Origin of the sequence: Pseudodesulfovibrio indicus, from assembly GCF_001563225.1 — a bacterium.
Taxonomy (GTDB): Bacteria; Desulfobacterota; Desulfovibrionia; order Desulfovibrionales; family Desulfovibrionaceae; genus Pseudodesulfovibrio; species Pseudodesulfovibrio indicus.
Genome location: NZ_CP014206.1, coordinates 173,356 through 197,465 on the forward strand (window position 1 = coordinate 173,356; position 24,110 = coordinate 197,465).

The window sequence follows — 24,110 nt, forward strand, 5'->3', positions numbered from 1 at the left end:
ATGAAACGCTTCCCCGCCCTCATAGCCCTCCTGCTGCTCGCCGCCCTGACCGGGACGGAATCGGCCCTTGCGGCCCAGGCCCGCCAAAGGCTGATCCTGTTCATCGCCCACGCGGACGTGCCGCCCTACTACATCGACGAGCCGGGCCAGCCCGGAAAGGGCATCCTGCCGGACATACTGCGGGCCATCACCGAATCGCTGGACATGACCTTCACCGTCCGGCGGCTGCCGGACAAACGGGGCTGGGACATGCTCCGCAAAGGGGACGTGGACGTCTATGCCTCGGCGCGTGAATGGGTCCTCGAACCGGATCGGTTCCTGTGGACCGAACCGTTCATGGTCAACGAGGACGTGTTCCTCTACCTCGCCGACTCCACCCTGGCCTTCCACCACCCCCTGGACCTCTACGGCAAACGGGTGGCGGGCATAAAGGGATTCGTCTATCCCGCCCTGGAATCCCATTTCGGGCCGGGACGCATAGAACGCATCGACGCGCCCTCCCCGGACGCCCTGCTGCAACTCCTGATCCTGAACCGTGCCGACGCCATCCTCATCAACCGCACGGAAATAGAATGGATGTTCCACAACCGAAAGGACCTGAACCCGGACCTGTTCCGCATGGACCCCAACCCGGTGGACCTGGCCTGGTTCCGCTTCATCTTCCCGCGCAACCGCGACTGGGAACCCGTCATCGAGCAATTCAACGACCGCATCCGCGAGATGCGGGAAAACGGCGCCCTGGAGCGCATCCTCGACCACTACCGTTAGGCCGGAGCGAGCATGTACGACGATAAGGAACTCAAGGAATACCGGGACCTCCTCAAACCGCCGGACAAGTTCGAGGAGGGGTTCGACTGGAAGACCATCGTGGGAGCCATCTTCATCGGCTTCCTGATGATGCCCGGCTCCATGTACCTCCAGCTGGTCATCGGCCAGGGCATCGGCCCGGCCGCCCGCTGGGTGACCATCATCCTCTTCGCCGAGATCGCGAAACGGTCCTACACCCACCTGAAACAACAGGAAATATTCCTTCTGTACTACATGGCGGGCGCGGCCCTGGCCTCGCCGTTCCAGGGCCTCCTGTGGAACCAGTACCTGGTCCAGTCCGACGCCGCGCGCATGCTCGGCCTGACCGAGTTCATCCCCCAGTGGGTCGCCCCGGCGCTCGGCTCCGGCTCCTACCTGGAGCGGACCTTCATGCACCGCGACTGGCTGGTGCCCATCATGCTCCTGATCGGGGCGCAGCTCGTCCAGCGCATCGACCACTTCGGCCTGGGCTACTCCCTGTACCGCATCACCTCGGACGTGGAGAAACTGCCCTTCCCCATGGCCCCGGTGGGCGCGCTCGGCACCATGGCGCTGGCCGAATCCACCGAGGACAAGAAGACCGGCTGGAAATGGCGCGTCTTCTCCATAGGCGGGGTCATCGGACTGGCCTTCGGCTTCTTCTACGTGCTCCTGCCCGCCCTGTCCGGGCTGCTGTTCACCGAACCCATCCGGCTCATCCCCATACCGTGGATCGAGCTGACCCAGCACACCGAGGACGTGCTGCCCGCCGTGGCCACCGGCCTGCAATTCGACCTCGGCCTGGTCTTCATCGGCATGGTCCTGCCCTTCTGGGCGGTCATCGGCGGGCTGGTCGGCCTCATCGTGACCATCGTCGCCAACCCGGTCCTCTACTCCCACGGCATCCTCCACCGCTGGCACCCCGGCATGGCCACCGTGGAGACGGTCTTCGCCAACAATTTCGACTTCTACATGAGCTTCGGCATCGGGCTCGGGCTGGCCATCGGCGCGGTGGGCGTCTACTACGTGGTCAAATCCTTCAAAAGCTCCTCCGGCGGCCTGGATTTCTCCGCCCTGTTCAACCCGCCCGAGGGGCGCGGCGACATCAACTTCTGGGTGTCCATCGGTATCTACGTCTTCTCCACCCTGTGCTACATCGCCTTCTGCGTCTGGCTCGTGCCGAGCTTCCCGTGGATCTTTTTCGTGCTCTACGGGTTCATCTACACCCCGGTCATCTCCTACATCACCGCGCGCATGGAAGGCGTGGCCGGACAGTTCATCGCCCTGCCCATGGTCCGCGAATTCTCCTTCATCGCCGGGGCCAAGTTCTTCGGCTACCAGGGACTCGAAATCTGGTACGCCCCCATCCCCATCCACAACTACGGCGAGGCCACCGTCCAGTTCCGCCAGATCGAACTGACCGGCACCAGCCTGCGCGGGATCATCAAGGCCGAGATCCTGGTCTTCCCCATCGTCATGATCTCCAGCCTGCTCTTCTCCCAGTTCCTCTGGCAGCTCGCGCCCATCCCGTCGCCCGAATACCCCTTCGCCCAGGAACTGTGGCACCTCCAGGCCCTGAACACCCTGCTCCTCCAGACCTCCACCCTGGAAGGCAACTCGCTCTTCTTCGAGGCCCTGTCCGGCCCCGTGGTCCTGTCCGGCCTCGGCCTCGGCCTCGTCCTCTACTCCGTGCTCAACGTCCTCGGACTGCCCGTGCTCCTGGTCTACGGCGTGGTGCGCGGGCTGGGCCAGTCCACGCCCCACGGCATGCTCCTCGAAGTGGTCGGCGCGCTCCTCGGCCGCTTCTACTTCCTCAAAAAATACGGCGCCCAATGGCGGCACTACGCACCCGTCCTCCTGGCCGGCTTCTCCTGCGGCATGGGCCTCACCGGCATGTTCGCCATGGGCTGCACCCTGATCATGAAATCATTGGGCAGACTGGCGTATTAGAGAAGAATGCCTCCGGCGGCCGGGGGAAGGGGAGAGGGAAACCTTTTGGAAACGGCATTATGTAGGAGCCGCACAAGCCCTGCGTTGAAGTGAAGCATGCTCCCGTCATACGATGGGGGCATGCCTATGAGAACCCGAACATCCCCTGTTATGGTGGCCCTGGCCCGCAAGAAAGCGGAATTGATGGGCGAAGCCGACGAACTGCGAAGACGGCTTCGCAAGAAGCAGATCCAGATAGCGGCCCTTGACGAATCCATGCGTCTTCTTGACCAAGGATTCGATCCCGAAGCGGTCAAGCCCAAGCGGAAGTACACCAAGACCTTCATCCACGGCGAACTGAAGCGGATGATCTTCGACATCCTGAAGGAAGCGGACGGCGGCCCGCTGACCACCCGGCAGATCGCCGACGAAGTGCAGAAACGGAAAGGCATGGACCGGGATGTCCGCAAGGACGTGAAGCGGGCCTTGCAAGGCTACCGGATCGTGGTCAAGGTGGGGGAAATCGAAAACCACCAAGCGCTATGGGCCTTCAAGAACTACGCAGCGACCCCAAGCGATACCCCGCCGCCCTTGCGTATCCTGTAGTCGCCCCAGTAGCCCCGGAAACGGGGCTTTCTTTCGTCGTCCTCCAGGGTGAGCATCCGCGCCAGCATGTCGAAGGCGATCCGCCTGTTGTCCCACTTCCTGGCATCTTCCCGGTAGGCGATTTCATTGGCGTAGAGATAGAGCTTCTTGGCGCTGATCTGGTGGACCTGGCCCCAGACGCATCGCCGAAGTCTGCTGAATAGTGATTCCACGATATTGGTGTTCTCGCCGGCCGGTCCCATGAAATGGATGCTGTGGTTCACCCTGGTGTGTTTGAAATAGGCTTTGAGGTCCGTGTACCCGGAATGTTCGTCGGTGATGACTTCGGTGCCGCCCGCGATGTTGTCCATGGCGAATTCCAGAATGTCTTCCGAGTTTTCCTCAGTGACGACCTTCACCCGCGTCTCCTGCCCGCCGCCATGAGGCGACCGTTTGCGCATGGCCAGGATACATTGCTTGGGGCGCTTAGAGGTGGCCGTCTTCTCCTGGCGGTCCTCCACCTTGTTCGGGAACCGCTTGGACGGGGTCATGTAGGCCCCATCCATCTCAACTTGGCCGGTCATTGCCGGGAACGGGTCGCGGGTCTGCCACAGGGCATCCCGAAGCTTTAGGTACAGTACGTAGGCCGTCTTGTACTGGACACCCAGCTGCCGCATCAGTTGCAAGGCGGACATGCCTTTGACCGCATTGGCCAGGGTGACCATGGCGATAAGGATGGTCCGCAGGGGCAACTTGGTGGAAGCCAACCAGGTACCACTGGTGATGGAGAAGGTGTGGCCGCATCCCTTGCACCGCCATTGTTCCCTGGTCCCCAGATAATAGAGGTCCACGCACCCGCATTCCGGGCATACGGGATCCCCGTCGGTCTCGGGCCAGCGTAACTTTCGGAACGTGGCGCGAACCGTTTCGTCATCCCATCCAGCGATCTCCGGGAGGGATATTGTGCGTGCCCGAGCTGCGAGCAAGTGATGTTGGTTGTGCATGGCATCGACCTAGAGACTTCGATGACCATTGTATGACACAGATTTATAAAAAAGTCAATGATGGCAAAATGTTGCCACAAGTATTTGGAATAGCGGTGAAGAGTTTATCTTTTTCTTTTTTCAAAAGAATCAACACGTTTTGATTTGACTCTACGAATACGAATGAGCGAATATCAATCCATGAATGTAGAAGACGTGAAAAAAATGATGACGGAAATTGATTGGGAGCTTCAACAGGAGAAAGTTCCTGTTACCGCCCGTGAAATAAAAGCTTTTATGAAGTTCTCCCAAAAGACTGGTCTGCAAATACCTTTGACTGGTGATCATTGGATAACCAAGACGATAAGCGAATGGTATAGATCGGTTTATGGTGAAAAACTTAAAGTTGATTTTTCACCAGGGTCAGGTGTGGTTGCGTTAGGCCATGAACCTTATCTTGTAAAATTTCCAAGGATTTATGGTCGTGTTCAAGTAAATCCTCTTGAATGGATTCAAGGAGCTACCCCTATTATCCTCAATTCTATTCCAGAAGAATCGCTGACCCCCTTTGTTCAAACTTTAATGATGCAATATAACGATTACATAGCAGCCGAATTGTTGCCGGTAAAATGTACGGACGATTTAGCAAGTGCAGTGAATCACATGGTTGCTCAAAGAAGGAACTACGGGTTGTCAGAATGGGCGTCACAACAAAGCCTTGAGAAAACATTTAAAAATTTCATAACGGAGAAAGGGGGAACGTTTAAGTTCACGCATGATCTTGCTAAGTTGCATCGGAAATGCGTTGAACTTGGGTTGCCAGAAATCCAAAAAGACATAGTGGATCAGGTCGAATGTGCTGCGTCAGCGCGATATATTGATGATGGAGAAAATGACGAGTACACACTTGAAACAGCGGTCAATTCATTTGTCGCAAGTCTTCATTGTGTAGGTCGCGTTGCTCGGTCTTTACTTAATCTGCCTGCTCCGCGAATACAAATAACACGACATCACACCTTTGATCCCAATAAGGACAACACTTAAAAACCAAGAAGGCCCATCAGTTAAGTGGGCCTTCTTTTCATTTGTGCATTTCCTACATAATGCCGTTTGGAAAAGGTTTCCCTCTCCCCTTCCCCCGGACCCCCATCCCCTCTCCCTTCCAAAACTTTTTGGGTCGCTTCGCGAGGTTGGGGCTGAGAAGGGTAAACGACTTCCCTCCCCCCAAGTCACCACACGCCGCCCTTGCATAATCCCTTGCCCGCCGCCCTGCCCGGCGGCGTGGGCAACCGTCCCGGAGGGTTCGCGCCGGGCGGCTGACCGCGCGCCGCAGACGTCCGGCGCGGACCCTCCGGGACACCGCCTTGCCGCGCCCAGCCAAGTCATCCTCCAAGCAGCACTCTCCCCCGCCCTTTCCCCCACACTCCCCACTCGCCCTCCCGCCCCGCACGGCCCTGCCGAAGGCACCCAAAAAGTTTGGGAGGGTCCAGGGAACCCTTTACAAAGGGTTCCCTGGCGGGGTTCGGGGCAGCGCCCCGACGGGTGCAGGGCGGCGCCCTGCCCGCCGGAACCACCATACTCTCCACAACTGAGCTTGGTTCTTGTCCTTTTGGAATCAAAGGGGTAATTTGGTTCCGGTTGACGTTCGATTTGAACCATTACGGAGAAGATATGCCTCAGACCAAGACGACCGCCCTGGTGTTGGCCGCCGGAAAGGGCACGCGCATGCATTCGGCCAAGGCCAAGGTATTGCAGACGCTGTTGAACGAGCCGATGTTGTTTTACGTGTATGAAGCGCTGTCGCCCATGATGCAGGAGCGCATCCTGACGGTGGTCGGCCATGACGCGGACGGGGTGCGCGCGGCGTTCCCGTCCATGGCGGACCGGTTCGTGGTGCAGGAGGAGCAGCTGGGCACGGGCCATGCGTTGCAGGTGGCGTGGGACGCGGTGGTCTCTTCCGGGGCCACGCACTGCCTGGTGATCAACGGCGACACGCCGCTGGTCACGGTGGAGGCCCTGGACCGGTTGTTGGCCGCGCAGGGCTGTTGCGACCTGGCGTTCATGACCATCACGCCCCGGGACACGGCGGCGTTCGGCCGGGTGGTGCGCGATCCCGAGCGGCGGGTGACGGCCATCGTGGAGGCCAAGGACTATGATTTTTCGCTCCACGGCCCGGTGACTGGCGAGGTGAACGCGGGCATCTACCTGCTGAAGGTGGAGACCATCGGCCCGCTGCTCGACAGGCTCAAGAACGAGAACATGTCCGGCGAGTATTACATCACGGACCTGGTGGAGCTGGCGGTGAAGGCCGGGTTGTCCGTGGACGGGGTCCAGGCGGGCAACGACGTCTCGCTGATGGGCATCAATTCCCCGCGCGAGCTGATCGCGGCGGAGGGGACCTTGCGGCGGCGCATCGTGGACGAGCTGATCGACGCCGGGGTGCTGATCCACAACCCGGACACGGTGATCGTGGGGCCTCGGGTGACGGTGGAGCCGGGGGCGGAGATCTTCGGCCATTGCGAGCTGTACGGTTCGTCGAAGGTGTCCGGCGGCGCGCGGCTGGGGTCGTACAATTTCATTATGGACTCGACGTTCGCGCCCGGCTGCGTGGTGCGCGAATTCAACCACATCGAGGGCGCAAAGGTCGGCTCCGGGGCCACGGTGGGCTGCGTGGTGCGCGAATTCAACCACATCGAGGGCGCAAAGGTCGGCTCCGGGGCCACGGTGGGGCCGTACTCGCGGCTGCGGCCCGGCACGGTGCTGGGCGAGAGCTCAAAGGTCGGCAATTTCGTGGAGATGAAGAAGGCGAGCCTGGGCGAGGGCGCCAAGGCGAGCCACCTGACCTACCTGGGCGACGCCGAGGTGGGTGCGGGCGCGAACATCGGCGCGGGCACGATCACCTGCAACTACGACGGGAAAAACAAGTTCAAGACGGTCATCGGCCCGGGGGCGTTCATCGGCTCCAACACGGCGCTGGTGGCCCCGGTGACGGTGGGCAGGGACGCGCTGATCGGCGCGGGCTCGACCATCACCAAGGACGTTCCCGACGAGCAGACGGGCATCGCACGCGGCAAGCAGACCATCATCGCGCGGCGGTTGAAAAAGTAGGGGTCGGACAGTGGAAAACCCCTGTTTTACTGTGGAAAGAAATGTTGCGTTGCACTCAAAAAAAGAATAGATAAAAGTTATGGAACTAGTTGCCCAACTTGAAGAGCGTTTCAACAGGTTGCTGAATAAAATTGCGGAACTGAAAGAAGAAAATCAGCGCTTGAGGGAGGAAGTCGAGGCCGAGAGACGGTTGCGGAGCGACATCGAATCCCGCATCGACACGCTGCTTGAGAAAATCCAGAACGAGCTGGAATGATAGCGGTTTACGATGCCTCGCTATACGTTGACCCTGATGGGCCTCGAAATATCCTTCAAGACGGATGCGGATAACGAACGCATCGAGTCCGCGCAGGCGTTTATCGAGAACAAGCACAAGGAGCTTGTTGCCGGGGCGGGTGACATCAGCAAGGAAAAGCTGCTCACCTACCTGCTATTGAGCCTTGCGGACGACTATCTGGTCGCTGAGGAAAAACTGAAGCGGCTGGAAGGGAAGATCGGAGAGATTTTGGAAAAGACCTCAACGGAACCGGACCGATAACTGGCCGGGACCGAGGTCGGCAAGGAATTACCCTGGGGCGTGCGTGATTGCCCGGAGTGTTATTGAGCCAATGCTCTGTAAAAGGGCGACGACTCCAGCGTGCTGGTGAGCAGGCCCGGTCCGGCCGGGAAGCCTGAAGGTGCGCGAGTCATGCCCACCTGGACATGCCAGGTTCAAAACATACAGGCAACACGGCCTCCCGGGGATTTAACAAACCGTCCGACCGGCCAAGTCCGGCGTTTTCGGACGGAAATATAAACCTACAGCCATATCCAATCCCCCTCCTCTCTTCTCTTCGGAGTTGAGTGCCTTTTTTGCGTGCTCTACAAGCCCGGGCGAGGCGATAACAGGCCGCCTGCAGAAAAGCCTGTCAACATAAATTAAGGAGTAACCCCATGTTTGACCAAATCGCCATGGTCGGCGGTGGATTGGTTGTCGGTCTCGGAGCCGGAATCCTGCTTTTCAAATATATCTCCGACAAGAAAGTCTCCGATTCCAGAGGGCTGGCCGAGCGCATCGTGGAAGAAGCGCGCAAGGAAAGCGAGGCCCTGAAAAAGGAATCCCGCATCCAAGCCCAGGACGAAATATTCAACCAGAAGAAGGAGCTGGAGCGGGAGTTCAAGGACCGCGAGAGCCAGCTCAAGAGCGAGGAGAAGCGGCTCCACTCCAAGGAGGAGCGGCTCGACGCCAAGCGCGAGAAGGTCGCCGACAAGGAGGCCCAGGTCGTCGAGATGGAGAAGCAGCTCATCAAGCTCGAAAAGAACCTGACCGAGATGGAGGAAGACCTCAATCAGAAGTCGGACGAGCATGAGCGCAAGCTCCAGGAGATTTCCGGCCTGACCGTGGAGGAGGCGCGCGAGAACCTGCTCAAGGAGATCGAGTCGCGCACCCGCCACGAGGCGGCCAAGATGATCCGCAACATCGAGATGGAGGCCAAGGAAAACGCCTCCAAGAAGGCCAAGGAAATCCTTTCCCTGGCCTTGCAGCGTTATGCGGGCGACTATGCGGGCGAGCAGACCGTGACCGCCGTGACCCTGCCCTCCGAGGACATGAAGGGCCGCATCATCGGCCGCGAGGGCCGCAACATCCGCGCCCTTGAAGCGGCCACGGGCGTGGACCTGATCATCGACGACACCCCGGAGACCGTGGTCCTGTCCGCCTTCAGCCCGCTCAAGCGCGAGATCGCCAAGCAGGCCCTGGAGCGGCTGATTCACGATGGCCGCATCCACCCCGCGCGCATCGAGGAGATCGTGCGCAAGGTGGAGGGCGAGATGGACACCAAGCTCAAGGAGATCGGCGAGCAGGCCACCTTCGACGTGGGCGTCCACGGCATCCATCCCGAGATCATCAACCTGCTCGGCCGGCTGCACTACCGCACCAGCTTCTCCCAGAACGTGCTCCAGCACTCCATGGAGGTCGCCTTCCTGTGCGGCGTCATGGCCGCCGAGCTCGGCTTGAACGAGAAGGAGGCCAAGCGCGCGGGCCTGCTGCACGACATCGGCAAGGCCGTGGACCACGAGATCGAGGGACCCCACGCCATCATCGGCGCGGACCTGGCCAAGAAGCACGGCGAATCCAAGGAGATCATCCACTCCATCGCCGCCCACCACGAGGACGTGGCCCCCATGTCCATCCTGGCCAACCTGGTCCAGGCCGCGGACTCCCTGTCCGGCGCCCGCCCCGGCGCGCGCAAGGAGCTGCTCGAGAACTACGTCAAGCGGCTGGAGGAGCTGGAAGGGCTGGCCACCGGCTTCGACGGCGTGCAGAAGGCCTACGCCATCCAGGCCGGACGCGAGATCCGCGTCATGGTCGATTCCGAAAAGGTCGGCGACGAGAACACCTACGTGCTCTGCAAGGACATCGCCGAGAAGATCGAGAACAACATGACCTACCCCGGGCAGATCAGAGTCACCGTGATCCGCGAGAAACGGGCCGTGGGATACGCGAAATAGCTATCGGAACGCACCCGGCCCCGCATGGAGCCGGGTGTTTTTTTCTGCCAGGGAAAAAAAATCATGGCCCGCACCGTGAATGATCTCGTATGGTGACGAACCTGCGACCGTCAGCAAATGGAGCGAGGACAAGCATGAACCGCGAAGCAGCCGACCCGGAAAAGCTCAAAACCGCCATGGACAAGTCCATGAACCTGGTGCGCTCCGAAATGGGCGACGCCGAGTTCCGCCGGTTCAGCGAGCTGATCCACTCCGAGTTCGGCATCAAGATGCCGCCCTCCAAGAAGGTCCTGCTCCAGTCCCGGTTCCAGAAACGGCTGCGCGCCCTGGGGCTGGCCAGCTACAAGGACTACTGCGACTACGTCTTCTCCCCCGAGGGCCGCGAGCAGGAACGCTCGCACCTGATCGACGTGGTCACCACCAACACGACCCATTTCTTCCGCGAGCCCAAGCACTGGGACATCATGAACAACATCGTGCTGCCCGAGCTGTGGAAACGCGGCATCGGGCGTAACGGAGCCCTGCGCATCTGGTCCGCCGGTTGCTCCAGCGGCGAGGAGCCGTACACCCTGGGCATGGTGTTGCACGAATGGGCCGACACCCATCAGGGGTTCGACTTCGGCGTCCTGGCCACGGACATCTCCCAGAAGATCCTGGCCGAGGCCCAGCGGGCCGTCTACACCATGGACAAGGTGGAAGACGTGCCCATGCCTTTCAAGAAGAAATACATGCTCAAGTCCAAGGACAAACGGCTGGTGAAGATGGACGCCAAGTTGCGCAACAAGGTCTCCTTCCAGCGGCTCAATTTCATGCACGACTTCAAGCTGCCCCACAAGCAGGACATCATTTTCTGCCGCAACGTGGTCATCTATTTCGACCGCCCCACGCAGGAGGTCCTGTTCCAGAAGTTCTGCAACAATTTGCAGCTCGGCGGGTATCTCTTCATCGGCCATTCGGAGAGCCTTTCCGGCATGCCCCTGCCCATCAGGCAGGTAGCCCCCACGGTATTCCAGAGAGTCTGATCCCCCACGACCGCATCAGCCCCCCTGCGGGCCCAACCAACGCATCACCAGAGGAACGTCATGCGCATACTCTTTCTCGGCGACATCGTCGGACTGCCCGGCCGCAAGGCCGTCATCCGCGACCTCGCCCGCGTCAGGGACGAGGAGTCCATCGACCTGGCCTTCGCCAACGGCGAGAACGCGTCCGGGGGCTACGGCCTCAAGGCCAAACACGCCCGGGAACTGCTCAAGGCGGGGCTGGACGGCATCACCGGCGGCAACCACATCTGGAAGTACAAGGACCTGTATTCCCTGCTCGACGGCGACGGGCGCATCCTGCGGCCGCACAACTACCCGGACCATCTGCCCGGCTCCGGGGTGCGCGTGTTCCGCAAGGAGGGGCTGCCCCCGGTGGCGGTCATCAACCTCATAGGCCGGACCTTCATGCCGCCCATCGACTGCCCCTTCGCCGCCGCCGAGACCGTGATCGACGCCCTGCCCGCCGACGTGCCGGTGCAGATCGTGGACTTCCATGCCGAGGCCACGGGCGAGAAGATCGCCATGGGCTATTTCCTGGAGGGCAAGGTCTCCGCCGTGGTCGGCACCCACACCCACGTCCAGACCAACGACCCCAAGGTGCTGCCCGGCGGCACGGCCTACCTGACCGATCTGGGCATGTGCGGAGCGGCGGATTCCTGCCTCGGCATGAAGCCGGAGATCATCCTCGACCGCTACCTCACCGGGCTGCCCCGGCAGCTGGAGGCGGCCTCCGGCCCAGGGGTTTTACAAGGCGCGATTTTTGACATAGATGATACCACCGGCAAGGCGGTATCCATGGCCACGTTCCAGCGCGGCTAGCGACCGGGAACCTTTGTCAAACCTAGTTAAATGAGGACGAAAGTGAATATCTACGACGAGTTGAAATGGCGGGGGCTGATCAATCAGGTGTCTGACGAGGACAAGGTGCGCGCGTATCTGTCCGAACCCGGAGCGACCATGTATTGCGGCTTCGATCCCACCGCCGAAAGCCTGCATGTCGGCAACCTCGTCCCCCTGCTCTGCCTGGTGCGCATGAAGAAGGCGGGCCACAATCCGCTGTACCTCATGGGCGGGGCCACCGGCCGCATCGGCGATCCCTCGGGCAAGGACAAGGAGCGCGAGCTGTCCGACGCCGACAAGCTGGACGAGCGCCTGGAAATGATCAAGCGCCAGGTGCGCCGCTTCGTGGAGCGCAACACCGGCGAGCGCCCGGACATCGTCAACAACTACGACTGGACCAAGGACATGACCTGCATCGAGCTGCTGCGCGACGTGGGCAAGCACTTCACCATCAACTGGATGCTCCAGAAGGAGTCGGTCAAGGGCCGCATCGACCGCGAGGAGACCGGCATCTCCTACACCGAGTTCTCCTACATGATCCTCCAGTCCTATGACTTCTACCACCTGTACAAGAACCACGACTGCCGCCTGCAGATCGGCGGCGGCGACCAGTGGGGCAACATCACGGCGGGCTGCGAGTTCATCCGCCGCCGCTACGCCCACGACGGCGAGCAGGCCGAGGCCTTTGCCCTGACCTTCCCGCTGATCACCACCGCCTCGGGCAAGAAATTCGGCAAGTCCGAGGGCAACGCGGTCTACCTCAACGCGGACCTGACCACGCCCTACGCCTTCTACCAGTTCTTCATCAACACCGACGACGCGGACGTGATCAAGTTCCTCAAGCTCTTCACCTTCCTGACCCCGGACGAGATCGTGGAAATGGAGCGCCAGGTGGCCGAGGAGCCGCACCTGCGCGCCGCCCAGAAGCGGCTGGCCGAAGAGGTCACCGCCATGATCCACGGCAAGCACGAGCTGGAGCGCGTCCTGGCCGCCACCGAGGCCCTGTTCGGCAAGGGCGACATCAAGGCCATCGACCCGGCCACCCTGCGCTCCGCGTTCGAGTCCGCGCCCGCCGTGCGCTACGCCCCCGGCGATCTCCCGGACCTGCCCCAGATGCTCATGGACCTCGGCCTGGTGAAATCCAAGGGCCAGGCCCGCAAGGACATCCAGGGCGGCGGCATCTACGTCAACGGCGAGCGCGTGGAGGACGGCCAGGACATCCTCGACGCCCACTTCATCGGCGGCGAGCTGCTGATCATCCGCAAGGGCAAGAAAAACTACGGCCTGGTCACCAAGGGCTAGCCGCAACCCGCACGAATCAACGAGAAAAGGGCCGGTCTGACCGGCCCTTTTCCTTTTCCGCTCCCCCGGCGCGGCCACCCCGGACTTGACGCGGGGCCGAAATGGGGGCAAGTCACCCTCCATGAACGAGACGCTTTGGATTGTATTCGCATTGGTGGACCTGAGCATGGTCCTGGTGGTGTACCGGCTGTTCGGCCGGGTGGGGCTGTTCGGCCTGATGGTCTTCAACCTGCTCCTGTGCAACGTCCAGGTCCTCAAGACCGTGGAGCTGTTCGGGCTGACCACCACGCTGGGGAACATCCTGTACGCCAGCGTGTTCCTGGCCACGGACCTTTTAAGCGAGTTCTACGGCAAGAAGGAGGCCCGCAAGGGCGTGCTGCTCGGCTTCGTCACCCTGCTGATGATGGTCGGGTACATGCAGATCGCGCTCTATTTCCAGCCCGCGGAGTCCGACTTCGCCCAGCCGCATCTGCAGGCCCTGTTCGGGTTCCTGCCGCGCGTGGCCTTCGCCAGCATGGCCGCCTACCTGGTCTCCCAGCTGCACGACGTCTGGGCGTTCCACGCCATCCGGGCGCGCACGGGCGAGCGGCTGCTGTGGCTGCGCAACAACGCCTCGACCATGATCAGCCAGCTGCTGGACTCCGCGATCTTCTGCGTCATCGCCTTCTGGGGCGTGTTCCCCATGGAGGTGTTCCTGGAGATCCTGCTGTCCACCTACCTCATCAAGGTGGCGGTGGCCGCGCTGGACACCCCGTTCATCTACCTGGCCAAGCGGCTGTTCAACCGAGATGAGGCCGTCCACGGCCAGGCTTAGGCCGCTCCCGGTCCACGCAAGAGGAAGAAAGGCCCCCGCGCGCTGCGGAGGCCTTTTTTTTGTTTGCACTTGGCCGGTCGGACCGCGCCGGGGTGACGCGCGAGCGGTCAGGACTTGTTGCCGCCCAAGTGTTCGCGGACCAGGTCCGCAAACCGGCGCGGGTCCTCCACGGGCAGCATGTGGGTGGCGCGGGGTATGGGCACGGCGCGGCAGCCCGGCACGGTGCGGGCGACCGCCTGGGACACGATCCGGAACAGGGGCCGGGACGCCTCGCCCCAGGCCACGGTCAGCGGAACCTCGACCTTGGACAGGTGCGCCTCGTCCAGGTCCGGGGTCTCCTGCTGGTGGAGCTGGCCGGGCAGGGTGTGCGCGTTGTCGAGCTGCACGGCGCGCACCGCATCGGGCTGGGACGCGAAATAACCGAGCCGGTTGCCCGAGCCGTTGACCAGGGCCTCCACCGCCCCGTGCAGGTCGCCGTCGTCGGCCAGGGTGAAGACGGGGCCGAACATGGCCCCGGCGTCCTTGCCGAAGTCGCGCATCTCCTCCTCGCCCAGGCAGCCGGGGTAACCCGGCTCGTAGACCATGACCGAGGCGATCTTGCCGTGCAGGTGGGCCAGGGCATTGAGGACCACGTCCGCACCGTAGGACCAGCCCACCACATGGACCGGGCCGGAAATTCCAGGGTGGCCCACGACTTTCGCCAATCGTTCGGCATGGGTATTCATGCCGAACTCAATCGTTTCGGCATTCTCTTCAGGGCCGAATCCGGGCAACGTGACGGCCCGGATGTCACCCAAGTCCTTGAGCAGCTCCTGATGGTCGCGCCACATGCGCGCGTCCGACAGCGCACCGTGAACGAGGAACACGGTTCCGTATTGTCCGGGGTATGCGTCGGTCATGTCTTTCTCTCCTTCCTGTTTGCCGAAAAAAAGGCTGCGCGGTGATCCGGGCAGCCTCTTCTCGTTCGTTGAGCGGGGTCCTTATTGGACCGCCGTCTTCTTTTTGAGCAGCGGCTTCTGGATGCCGAATTTGGCCAGCACGGCCTTCATGTCCCCCGTGGAAGCGGGGGTGCCGCGGTGCAGCACCTGGACTCGGTGCCAGGTGGATCCCTTGGCCTCCCCGGACTCGATGCGGGTGGACAGCCCGGCTGCGGTCAGCTGGTCGTTCAGGCTCCGGGCCATCTCCTCCTTGCGGAAGGAGGCCACCTGATAGACGTAGTCGAAGACCGTTTCGCCGGGCGCGGCCGGTGCGGGCTTGGCCGCCTGCTCGGGAGCGGCGGGTTCGGCCTTGGCGGCGGGCGCTGGCTCGGGCTTGGGTTCCGGCTTGGCTTCCGGCTTGGGTTCGGGCTTGGCCGCCGGGACCGGGGTGTCGAGCATCTGCTGCGGCGGGACCTGGAGCCGTTCCTGATAGTCCAGCTCCTCGGAGGTCAGGACCTTGGGCGGCTCGTTCGCCTGGGCCAGCTCGCCGTGCTCGGCGCCCGGCATGATCTGCCCCAGCGGCGGCACGTCGGACTCGGGGCGGTAGCCCCTGCCGATGAGAATGCCCATGACGAAGAAGAAGGTCAGCGCAAGCACCCCCACGCCCGTGGCCGTGATGAACCCGGGCAGGGACATGGAGAATTCGATCTTCCGCTTGTCCGCGTTGAGCTTGGGCACTTTGACCTTGTATTTCGGTTCCATATTGTCGGGCATTCTTCCGTTCCGCCTTGGGGTTGTTCTCGCCTACATGGAGTCCGGGGCGTTCACGCCCAGCAGGCCGAGGCCGTTTCTGAGCACGCCCGCCACGCAGTTGAGGAGCATGAGCCGGGCTTCGGCCACGTCCCTCTCGGCGCTGAGCACATGGCAGTTGGTATAATATCTGTGGAGCGTCGAGGCAAGTTCCTGCAAATACATGGAGATCAGATGCGGACTCTGGGTGCGCGCGGCGGACTCCACATAGTCCGGGTACTGGTCCAGCAGCCGCAGCATCTCCATGTCGTGCTCGGTGTCGAGCAGGGCCAGGGAGGCCGGGGATACGGCGGCCGGGGCCACGCCGGTCTCCTCCGCCTTTCTGCCCAGGGAGCGGATGCGCGCATAGGCGTACTGCACGTAGTAGACCGGGTTGTCCATGGACTTCTGCTTGACCAGCTCCAGGTCGAAGTCGAGCTTGGAGTCGGACTTGCGGGACAGGAACATGAACCGGGCGGCGTCGCTCCCGACCTCGTCCACCACGTCCTTCAGGGTCTCGAACTGGCCCGCGCGGGTACTCATGGCGATGGGCTGGCCGTCGCGCAACAGGTTCACCAGGTTGACCAGGATCACGGACAGGCCGCCCGGCTTGCCGAGCGCCTCGCAGGCGGCCATCATGCGCGGCACGTAGCCGTGATGGTCCGCGCCCCAGATGTCCACCACGAGGTCGAAGCCGCGCTTGAACTTGTTGTCGTGGTAGGCGATGTCCGAGGCGAAATAGGTGGTGTCCCCGTTGGACTTGCGCAGCACGCGGTCCTTGTCGTCGCCGAGCTGGGTGGAGCGGAACCAGTACGCACCGTCCGCCTCGTATCCCATGCCGGACGCGGTCAGGTCGGCGAAGGTCTCGTCCACCTTGCCGTCGGTGACCAGGGACTTCTCCGAGAACCAGACGTCGTGGCGCACGCCGAAGGCGGCCAGGTCGGCCTTGATCCCTTCCAGGATGTCGTCCTTGCCGTAGACCTTGCAGACCTCCACGGCTTCCTCTTCGGGCAGCGTGAGCAGGTCCGGGCGCTGCTTCATGAGCTCGGCCGCGATCTCGGTGATGTACTCGCCCTTGTAGTAGTCCTCGGGCTCGGCCGGGTTCTGGCCGCCCAGCTGCCGGGCGCGGTACAGGATGGACCCGCCCAGGATGAGCATCTGGCGGCCCGCGTCGTTGATGTAGTACTCGGCCTCCACGTCGAACCCGGCCTTCTCCAGGATGCGGGTCAGGGAGTCGCCCAGCGCCGCGCCCCGGCCGTGGCCGATGTGCAGCGGCCCGGTGGGGTTGGCCGAGACGTACTCGACCTGCACCTTGGTGCCGTTGCCCATGGTGGACGTGCCGTACCCCTCGCCCGCTCCGGCGATGACCGAGACGGTCTCGCGCCAGAAGGACGGGGAGAAGGTGAAATTCAGGAATCCGGGACCGGCGATGTCGATCTTCTCGATGTTCGGGTCGCCGGACAGGGCCGCCTGGATGTCCTCGGCGATGGCGCGGGGGGCCTTCTTGGCCTCCTTGGCCAGCAGCATGGCCACGTTGGCGGACATGTCGCCGAACTGCTTGTCCCTGGGCGGCTCGATGACCGCCTTCTCCGGCCATTCCCAGCCGAAGTTGTCCAGCGCTCCCTTGAGCGCCGCTTCCAAATGTATTTTCGCTCTCATGGTCGAGTATTCTCCTTAAACAAAGCTCGTGCGGCACGGTCTAGCACGAAAGCCCACGCAATCCAAGTATAGAAGAGGCCCCTCCGGCGGGCCCCCCACGGGAAACGGCGCGCCCCCTCCCGTGAGGAAACGCGCCGTCGCCGCCCGCCCCGTTCCGGGACCGGAACTAAAGCTCGTAGGTCCGCATCAGGGCGCGGCCGAGACTGATGTCGACGTTTCTGAGGCCTTCCGCAATATTGGCCTTCAGCCGCCCGACCGCCTCCTCCCTGTCGCCCGCCGACAGGGCGTCGACGATGCCCATATGGTTGTCGGCCACCTCTTCGATGGCTTTGCTGTTCAGGGTCTCGTCGAAATCCATCACCCGGAAGCGGAAGAGCCGCTCGTTGATGCTGCCGAAATAGAAGTCGAGCATGCTGTTGTCCATGAGGCCCACCAGCCCGGCGTGGAACTCCTGGTCGATGAGGGCGAGGTCTTCGCCCGTCAGCCGCCCGGCTTCCCGGGCCCGCTCCCACGGCTCCCGCAACGCGGCCAACCGCTCGCCCAGCCCCGGGTTCTCCAGGACGAACTCGGCGGCGGCCAGCTCCAGGATGCTTCGCAGTGGAGAGTTCGGTGATCTCCCGCTTGGGGATGCGGAAAATGGAGTTCCCCGCCTCCAGCATATACAGCGCCTTGCGCACCGGGCTGCGGCTGGACGCCATCGGCCACACCTCGGGCTGGGACACCTTCAGCGGCATGCTCCACACGCTGTCCGCCTTTTCGCGGACGGACCGGCCCACCCGGGCCGCAGCGCCGGGGGACCGGCCTCGCGACGGCGCGCGCCCCGAGACGCTCCCCGCACGCGACCGATCTAACGGGAGATGAGCACGATGGAGCCGAGCACGCAGCCGCAGCCCGCGAGCTGCTGCCAGCCGATGGGCTCGTTCAGGACCAGGGCGGACAGGATGAGCGCGGACACGGGCATGACGGCGGTGAACACGCCCGCGGTGGACGGCGCCACCCTGGTGATGCCCGCGAACCAGAAGAGGTAGGCAAGAACGGTGACGAACGCGCCGTAGTAGCCGACCACCAGCCAGCCGGTGGCGGAGATGGCCGAAAGATCGGTGCTCGCCGCCTCGACCACGCCGCCGGGCAGGAACCAGAGCAGGCCGAACCCGGAGATGACCGTGGACGCGGCCAGGGGCGACAGGGGTTCGGGCACGGTCTTGCGGATGAGCAGGAACAGGGACTCGAAGACCACGGCAGCCAGGACCAGAAGATTGCCGAAGACCGGGTTCGCGCCGCCCGGACCGTCGGTTCCGGCCAGGTTGAGGACCAGCACGCCCGCCACGGACAGGAGGATGCCGAGGACGGCCCGGCGGTGCGGACGGTCCTTGAGGAAAACCCAGGCGATGAGCCCCATGCAGGCCGGGGTGGTGGAGGTGATCACCCCCGCCGAGGCCGGACCGGTCAGGGTCAGGCCGTGGAGCAGGAACACGGTGAACAGGAACGAGCCGCACAGGGACTGCGTCGCGAGCTTGAGCCAGGTCCGGCGGGACAGGCGCGGCAGCCCGCCCTCCCGGACCAGGACCAGGGGCGCGAGGATGGCCAGGGCCAGGGCGAAACGCAGGGCCGAAGCCAGGTGGACGGGCAGCTCTTCGACCATGATCTTGCCGGCCACCACCGAGCTGCCGACCAGGACCATGGCCAGGGAGAGATTGACGCAGGCGAGGTATTGTTTGGGCATGGGGACACCATGCCCCTGCCCGGCCTAGGAGTTTTGAAGAATCTTGCGGTATTTGCCGGGGGTCACCCCGGTCTGGCGCTTGAACAGCCGGGTCAGGTGGGCCTGGTCCGCGAACCCGCAGTCCATGGCGATGTCCGCCAGACGGTCCTGCCCGGCCAACCGGCGGCGGGCGCGCTCGATCCGGGTCTGGGTCAGATAGGCGTGGGGCGTGACCCCGAGCTGGAGCTCGAACACGCGCACCAGGTGGAACGGGGACAGCCCGGCCAGGCGGGCCAGCTCAAACAGGGGGAGGTCCTCGGCGTAGCGCGCCTCGATGACCTCGCGGGCGAGATTGACGGCGCGGTGCTCCCGTCCCGCCCGGACCCCGCCCGCGCGGTCGTCCGCGTGGCGTCTGATCCAGCCGGTGAGCAGGTCGAGCAGCAGGCACTCCTTCTCCATGAGCGGCGCGCCCGGGTCTTCCAGCCGCCGGTGGGTTTGCCGGATGCGGGCGGCCAGGGCCGGATCGTCGATCACCCCCGCCCGGAAATGGGGCAGCCCCCGCCCGGCTGCGCGGTTCCGGGCCGCGAGTTCGCCTGCGGCGGCGGCCAGAGCCTCGGGCTTGAGGTAGAACATGCGGTAGGCCCACCCGTCGCGGTCCGCGCCGTGGCCGTCGTGCGGCTCGCCCGGCACCACCAGGTTGACCTGGCCGCGCGCGGCCACCAGGGACTCGCCGCGATAGCGGAAGCGCATGGCCCCGGACTCGATGCAGCCCACGGCGAACCCCTCGTGGAAGTGTTTGGAAAAGGACTGGGTGACGAACCGCGCGCGCAGCAAATCCACCCCGCCCCACAGGGGCAGGGTCGCGACGTGGCTGGTCTCGCGGGGTGCGCCGTTCATGGCGTGATCTTCGCCCAGGGCGCGGAGAAAGGCAACAACCGCTATATCTCCAGGTTGGTGAACGGCTTGCGCTTTTTCTTCTTCTTTTCTTCTTCTTGGACGGCGCGACCAGCTCCTCCAGGTTGAAGACGGTGTCGCCCGCCGGCTCCGGTTCTTGGCCGCGTCTCGGCCTGGGGTCGGTCCGGGCCAGGTGTTCGGCCTTGGCGAGCTTGGCCCTGGCCAGTTCGTTCTCCGGGTCCAGCGAGAGGACGTGCTCGAAGAAAGGGAGGGCCTCGTCCGCGTAGTGCAGGTCGAGGTAGAGGGAGCCGATGTTCAGGGCCGCGCCCACGCTCCCGGCGTAGAAATTCGGGTCGATGCCAAGCCCCTTCTCGAAGCAGTCCAGGGCCTTCATGCGCTCGTGGCCTTCCCAGTGCGCCAGCCCCATGTTGTAATGAAGGACCGGGTCCTCCGGGGCCAGGGCCACGGCCTTGGCGTAGACGTCCACGGCCTCGGCCCAGCGCCCTTCGCCGCGCAGGATGATGCCCAGCCGGTTGAAGTGCACGAGGTCGTCGCGGCCCAGCACGCGCTTGGTGTCGATGACCCGGCTCAGGTATTTGACCGCCAGGTCCGGGGCCACGGGCGAAACCGCGTCCACGATGCGCTCGGTCAGGTCGCCGACCATGGACCGGGTCTCGCGCTCGGCGGCGCGCATGGACTGGTCCAGGTACTGCTCGGCCTGCTCGTGTTGGCCCTGGCGCAGGTGCTGCTCTGCGATGTCGATCTTGCGCTCCGGGTTGAGCGGGGAGATGGCGTCCAGCTCCTTGAGGTAGGCCAGGGCGCGCTCGTCCTCCATGTCGCGGAACGCCTCGGCGAGCTTGATGAGCGGGGCCATGAAGATGGGGTTGGCCTCGTGGGCCGCCATGTAGGCCTGGACCGCCTGGTCCACCCGGCCCAGCCCCATGAGGGCGTCGCCGCGCATGGCCAGTGCGCGGGCGCTGTCCGGCCGGACGACGAGGATGCGGTCCGAGCTCTTTAGCGCGGCTTCGTAGTCGCGGGCGGCGAGCAGCTCGCGGCAGCGCTCGATCTGCTGTTTGAGTTCCATGGGCGGGGAGATGGTCCCGGCCAGCTCCTCCACGACCTTGTTGGCCGAGGCGGGCTTGACCAGCACCCGGCTGACGCCCAGCTCGAAGAAGTAGGCCACGGTCTCCTGGGTGGCCTCCCAGGTGAGGACGATCATCCTCGCGTCCGGGAATTCCCGCTTGATGCGGATGATGGAATCCGTGGACGGCCGGTTGTCCAGCATGCGCTCGATGAAAACCACGAAGGGGATGTCCTGGTCGCGCAGCTCGGCGCACTTGTCCATGGCCGCATTCACCGAGGAGAAGGACTGGAGGACCTCGCCGCGCAGGCCGATGACCCGCGAGACCACGTTGCGCAGGGCGCGCGTGAAACCGTAGTCGTCGGAGATGTAGACGAGGATACCGCCTTCCTTCTCGAAGAAGTCGCGGACGACGCTTTCAGCGGACTCTGCCATGGGACTCACCTCTCCGCCCCAGGGGCGCAGGTTTTGGTTTCCATGCTGCCACAGTAGAGAAGTGGGGGGAACCGGTCAACCCGGCGGGATCAACCCACGGCTTCCTTGAGGGCCGCGACCTTGCGCCGGGCCTGGCCGTTTTTCGGATTCAGCTTGAGGGCGCTCTCGAAGCACGGCAGGGCGCGCTCGTAGTCGCGGACCTCGGCGTAGAGGGTGCCGAGGTTCATGGAGACCGCCTCGCTGACCTTGTAGAAGTCGGGATTGATGCGCAGGGCGTCGTCGAAGCACTTGACGGCCATGCGCTTGTCCCCGCCGTCGTAGTACGCCATGCCCATGTTGTAGAACAGCCCCTCGTCCTCCGGGGAGATGCGCAGGGCGTTGGCGTAGTTCTCGATGGCTTCCTTCCACTTGCCCTGTCCGCGCAGGGCGATGCCGAGCTTGTTGAAGAGAGCGATGTCATCCTTGCCCAGGGTCTTGCCCTTGGCCTCCAGGACCTTGACCAGATACTTCTCGGCCATGCCCGGATTGGCGTCCACGGCTTCGGAAATGGACTCGGCCACGGAGCTGATCATGCCCATGGCCTCCTTGGTCACGGTTTCGATGGCCTGGTCGAAATAGGACTCGGCCAGCTCCATCTCGTCCCGCTTGACGTGGATCTTGCCTATCTCCGTCTTGCGGTAGGCATTGAGCGGACTGAGACGGTCGAGCTTCTTCATGTACTTGAGCATCTCGTTCTCGTCCACGCCCCGGTAGGCGTCCACCAGCTTCTTGATGGGCTCCAGGTATATCTTGGAGCTTTCGTGCGCCTGGTGGTAGCAGTTTAGCGCCTTTTCCAGCTCGTTCTGGGCTATGTGGATGTCGCCCTGGAGCATGAGTCCGGCCGGGCTTTCGGGCTTGAGCTGGAGAACCTTCTTGGCGACCTGCATGGCCTCCATGTATTTGCCCGCGGCCAGGCAGCGCTTGCCGATGGACATGAGCTCGCTGAGCTTGCCCTGGGGCTTCACGGTGAAGGCCATCTTCTCGATGATGTTGTTCATGGAGGCGGGCTTGGAGATGACGTTGCTGACGCCGATCTCGTAGAAGAAGGCGATGTTCTCGCGCTTGGTCTCGCCCACCAGAACGATGATCTTGAGATCGGGCAGCAGCCGCTTGAGGGTCAGAAGGGTGTCGGTGCTGGTGACCCCGCCGACCATGCGCTCGATGAACACGATGCATTCCATGGACCGTTTCGTCAGGTCCTGGATCTTTTTCAACCCCGCCTGCAGGGTCTCCACCGCGAACAGGCAGTCGCGCTTGGTCCCGATGATCTTGAAGATGGTCGAGGAAAGCATCTTCTTGAACAGCGGGTCTTCGCTGATGAGCACGATGGTTCCCTGCGCCTTCTCGAAATATTCATAGACGATGGCGTCGTATTTCCCGGACATTTTCTCCCCTGGAGTGGCTGGTAGTGGCTGTTTCGCGCATGGGTACACCGCCACACGCGCGAGCAGAGAATGGCACGGGCCAATATGAAAGGAAATGATAAATACACCCCTCGGGGGAGGGGTCAGAACTCGTAGACGTCGCCCGGTTCGGGCACGAAGGCGTTGACTTCCGGCACGGTCTGGATGGCCATCTTGATCATGTCCATCATGGTGTGGCGGATGGTCCGTTTCATGTGCACCAGGGCGCACGCCTTGGCCCCGGACTTGCGGGCCATTTCCAGGGAGGTGCCCACGTCGCCGTGGCCCAGGGTGATCTCGTCCAGGGTGAACGCCTCGTGGACCACCAGGTCGCAGTCCTCGGCCAGGTCCACGGTGGCGTCCGTGGGCTTGCCGTCGCCGGAGTAGTACAGCGACTTGCCCCCGGCATCCAGGCGGATGGCCAGGCAGGGCATGGAATGGTCGTTGAGCGCGAAGCGGAACCGGAAGCCGCTGTGCTTGAAGTCCTCGCCCGGCACGCACTCGATGAAGAAGATCTCGAACTTGGCCTTGGTCATGGCGTTGGAATAGGCCAGCTCCATGAGCCGGTTGAACCGCGACTCGATGCCGTTGGGGCCGAGGATGGTCAGCCGCTTGGTGCGCCCCTCCTCGATGGAGCGGACGACCAGGGCCGGAAGGCCGAAGTAGTGGTCGGCGTGGAAATGGGAGACGAACACCGCGTCGAGATCCAGCGGACGGGTGGCCAGGCTCCAGAACCGGCAGGTAGCGGTGAACCCGCAATCCAGGAGGATGGAGGAGTCTCCGGACTCCACGAGCAGTGAGGTGTTGGGGAGCAGTTCGTCAAAGGCCTCGCCCACCCCGGCAAAGGTCACGCGCATGTGCTTCTCCTGCGTCTCAGACTTCGCATAGGGCCGCAGTATTTACCAAATATCCGATTAGGGCAAGGGGGATTTCAATTAATCGTCATCGCGATTCCGAACATCCTCCCGCCAGGAGTTGAGCGGGGCGTAACACCCCTGCCCGGCGTGCTGGGACCGCTTGACCTGCTCCGCGGTCTCCGGGTCCAGCATCAGCCCGCACATGTACCGGCCCGCCTCCCCGTCCCAGAACAGGTCGGGGCAGCGGCGCATGTAGCCGTATCTCCTGTGGGATTCCATACAGGGGTCCTGAAGGCAGCACCACCCGCAGCCGACGCACGGTTTGGACATGAGCAATTTCTCCTTGATCCGGTTGGCCGAACCGATACCGCCCCCGCCCGCGAATTGCAAGAATACACCGCTTGACAGACCTCTCAATCACATCCATAAACAATCTCTATTGGTAGCCAAAAGAGAC

Annotated in this window: 23 protein-coding genes, 1 other RNA gene and 2 pseudogenes; 14 read left to right on the plus strand and 12 right to left on the minus strand. The window is 63.1% G+C overall.

Annotated features, from left to right (window positions below):
- The 3 genes from AWY79_RS00830 to AWY79_RS00840 all read left to right on the plus strand — a co-directional run bounded on the left by AWY79_RS00830 (position 1) and on the right by AWY79_RS00840 (position 3,321).
- Positions 1-768, plus strand: a complete 768-nt coding sequence (locus AWY79_RS00830) for a substrate-binding periplasmic protein (protein WP_066799165.1) — start codon at positions 1-3, stop codon at positions 766-768.
- Positions 769-780: 12 nt separating this feature from the next.
- A complete protein-coding gene (locus AWY79_RS00835) occupies positions 781-2,736 on the plus strand; it encodes an OPT family oligopeptide transporter (RefSeq protein ID WP_066799166.1) in 1,956 nt (651 codons plus the stop codon).
- Between the two features lie 126 nt (positions 2,737-2,862).
- Positions 2,863-3,321 (plus strand): hypothetical protein, encoded by a 459-nt coding sequence (locus tag AWY79_RS00840; RefSeq protein WP_148651016.1) that lies wholly within the window; start codon positions 2,863-2,865, stop codon positions 3,319-3,321.
- On the opposite strand, the gene AWY79_RS00845 is transcribed toward AWY79_RS00840, so the two are convergent.
- The gene (locus AWY79_RS00845; protein ID WP_066799170.1) at positions 3,273-4,304 is read right to left on the minus strand and encodes an IS1595 family transposase; all 1,032 of its coding nucleotides are present in this window, start codon (positions 4,302-4,304) and stop codon (positions 3,273-3,275) included. The two genes, AWY79_RS00840 and AWY79_RS00845, sit on opposite strands and share 49 nt — an antisense overlap.
- Positions 4,305-4,466: 162 nt before the next feature.
- Here AWY79_RS00845 and AWY79_RS18060 point away from each other — a divergent pair, with 162 nt between their 5' ends.
- From AWY79_RS18060 to AWY79_RS00885, 10 genes are all read left to right on the plus strand, one after another.
- Positions 4,467-5,327: a HEPN domain-containing protein gene (locus AWY79_RS18060; protein WP_078063546.1), complete on the plus strand. Its 861-nt coding sequence runs from the start codon at positions 4,467-4,469 to the stop codon at positions 5,325-5,327.
- A gap of 627 nt (positions 5,328-5,954) precedes the next feature.
- Positions 5,955-7,391, plus strand: a complete 1,437-nt coding sequence (locus tag AWY79_RS00850) for an NTP transferase domain-containing protein (RefSeq protein WP_066799172.1) — start codon at positions 5,955-5,957, stop codon at positions 7,389-7,391.
- A gap of 79 nt (positions 7,392-7,470) precedes the next feature.
- Entirely contained in the window at positions 7,471-7,647 is a 177-nt protein-coding gene (locus AWY79_RS19065) for a hypothetical protein (protein WP_166671402.1), read from the plus strand.
- Positions 7,648-7,683: 36 nt separating this feature from the next.
- Positions 7,684-7,929: a cell division protein ZapA gene (gene zapA, locus AWY79_RS00855; RefSeq protein WP_233490970.1), complete on the plus strand. Its 246-nt coding sequence runs from the start codon at positions 7,684-7,686 to the stop codon at positions 7,927-7,929.
- 26 nt (positions 7,930-7,955) lie between these two features.
- Positions 7,956-8,139: non-coding RNA, 6S RNA (gene ssrS / locus AWY79_RS00860), on the plus strand.
- A gap of 185 nt (positions 8,140-8,324) precedes the next feature.
- Positions 8,325-9,881, plus strand: a complete 1,557-nt coding sequence (rny, locus tag AWY79_RS00865; RefSeq protein WP_066799176.1) for a ribonuclease Y — start codon at positions 8,325-8,327, stop codon at positions 9,879-9,881.
- A gap of 134 nt (positions 9,882-10,015) precedes the next feature.
- Complete coding sequence (locus AWY79_RS00870) at positions 10,016-10,903, plus strand: CheR family methyltransferase (RefSeq protein WP_066799179.1); 888 nt, start codon at positions 10,016-10,018, stop codon at positions 10,901-10,903.
- Positions 10,904-10,963: 60 nt separating this feature from the next.
- Positions 10,964-11,740, plus strand: a complete 777-nt coding sequence (locus AWY79_RS00875; protein ID WP_066799181.1) for a TIGR00282 family metallophosphoesterase — start codon at positions 10,964-10,966, stop codon at positions 11,738-11,740.
- A 42-nt stretch (positions 11,741-11,782) separates the two neighbouring features.
- Positions 11,783-13,063, plus strand: coding sequence for a tyrosine--tRNA ligase (gene tyrS, locus AWY79_RS00880; protein WP_066799183.1), 1,281 nt, complete (start codon positions 11,783-11,785; stop codon positions 13,061-13,063).
- 121 nt (positions 13,064-13,184) lie between these two features.
- Positions 13,185-13,877 (plus strand): queuosine precursor transporter, encoded by a 693-nt coding sequence (locus AWY79_RS00885; RefSeq protein WP_066799184.1) that lies wholly within the window; start codon positions 13,185-13,187, stop codon positions 13,875-13,877.
- A 107-nt stretch (positions 13,878-13,984) separates the two neighbouring features.
- Here the strand turns inward: AWY79_RS00885 and AWY79_RS00890 are convergent, their stop codons facing one another.
- The 4 genes from AWY79_RS00890 to AWY79_RS00905 form a co-directional block, all read right to left on the minus strand.
- Complete coding sequence (locus AWY79_RS00890) at positions 13,985-14,776, minus strand: alpha/beta fold hydrolase (RefSeq protein WP_066799186.1); 792 nt, start codon at positions 14,774-14,776, stop codon at positions 13,985-13,987.
- Positions 14,777-14,857: 81 nt separating this feature from the next.
- On the minus strand, positions 14,858-15,556 hold the full coding sequence (locus AWY79_RS00895; protein WP_233490971.1) for an SPOR domain-containing protein: 699 nt from the start codon (positions 15,554-15,556) through the stop codon (positions 14,858-14,860).
- 42 nt (positions 15,557-15,598) lie between these two features.
- Positions 15,599-17,242, minus strand: a complete 1,644-nt coding sequence (gene argS / locus AWY79_RS00900; protein WP_066799190.1) for an arginine--tRNA ligase — start codon at positions 17,240-17,242, stop codon at positions 15,599-15,601.
- A gap of 166 nt (positions 17,243-17,408) precedes the next feature.
- Positions 17,409-17,903 (minus strand): FCD domain-containing protein, encoded by a 495-nt coding sequence (locus AWY79_RS00905; RefSeq protein ID WP_078063547.1) that lies wholly within the window; start codon positions 17,901-17,903, stop codon positions 17,409-17,411.
- Here AWY79_RS00905 and AWY79_RS00910 point away from each other — a divergent pair.
- The gene (locus AWY79_RS00910; protein WP_133987436.1) at positions 17,879-18,103 is read left to right on the plus strand and encodes a hypothetical protein; all 225 of its coding nucleotides are present in this window, start codon (positions 17,879-17,881) and stop codon (positions 18,101-18,103) included. The genes AWY79_RS00905 and AWY79_RS00910 overlap by 25 nt on opposite strands.
- Here AWY79_RS00910 and AWY79_RS00915 read toward each other — a convergent pair.
- From AWY79_RS00915 to AWY79_RS00945, 7 genes and pseudogenes are all read right to left on the minus strand, one after another.
- Positions 18,090-18,965: a DMT family transporter gene (locus AWY79_RS00915; protein ID WP_066799197.1), complete on the minus strand. Its 876-nt coding sequence runs from the start codon at positions 18,963-18,965 to the stop codon at positions 18,090-18,092. The two genes, AWY79_RS00910 and AWY79_RS00915, sit on opposite strands and share 14 nt — an antisense overlap.
- Before the next feature lie 24 nt (positions 18,966-18,989).
- Positions 18,990-19,403: a helix-turn-helix domain-containing protein gene (locus AWY79_RS19185; protein WP_233491036.1), complete on the minus strand. Its 414-nt coding sequence runs from the start codon at positions 19,401-19,403 to the stop codon at positions 18,990-18,992.
- 42 nt (positions 19,404-19,445) lie between these two features.
- Positions 19,446-19,841, minus strand: a pseudogene (locus tag AWY79_RS19190) (AraC family ligand binding domain-containing protein); the annotation flags it as partial.
- 268 nt (positions 19,842-20,109) lie between these two features.
- Positions 20,110-21,354 (minus strand): annotated as a pseudogene (locus AWY79_RS19575) (tetratricopeptide repeat protein); the annotation flags it as partial.
- 89 nt (positions 21,355-21,443) lie between these two features.
- Entirely contained in the window at positions 21,444-22,778 is a 1,335-nt protein-coding gene (locus AWY79_RS00935) for a tetratricopeptide repeat protein (RefSeq protein WP_066799204.1), read from the minus strand.
- Positions 22,779-22,900: 122 nt separating this feature from the next.
- On the minus strand, positions 22,901-23,653 hold the full coding sequence (locus tag AWY79_RS00940; protein ID WP_066799206.1) for an MBL fold metallo-hydrolase: 753 nt from the start codon (positions 23,651-23,653) through the stop codon (positions 22,901-22,903).
- A gap of 78 nt (positions 23,654-23,731) precedes the next feature.
- Positions 23,732-23,983, minus strand: coding sequence for a hypothetical protein (locus tag AWY79_RS00945; protein ID WP_066806894.1), 252 nt, complete (start codon positions 23,981-23,983; stop codon positions 23,732-23,734).
- Positions 23,984-24,110: the final 127 nt, after the last annotated feature.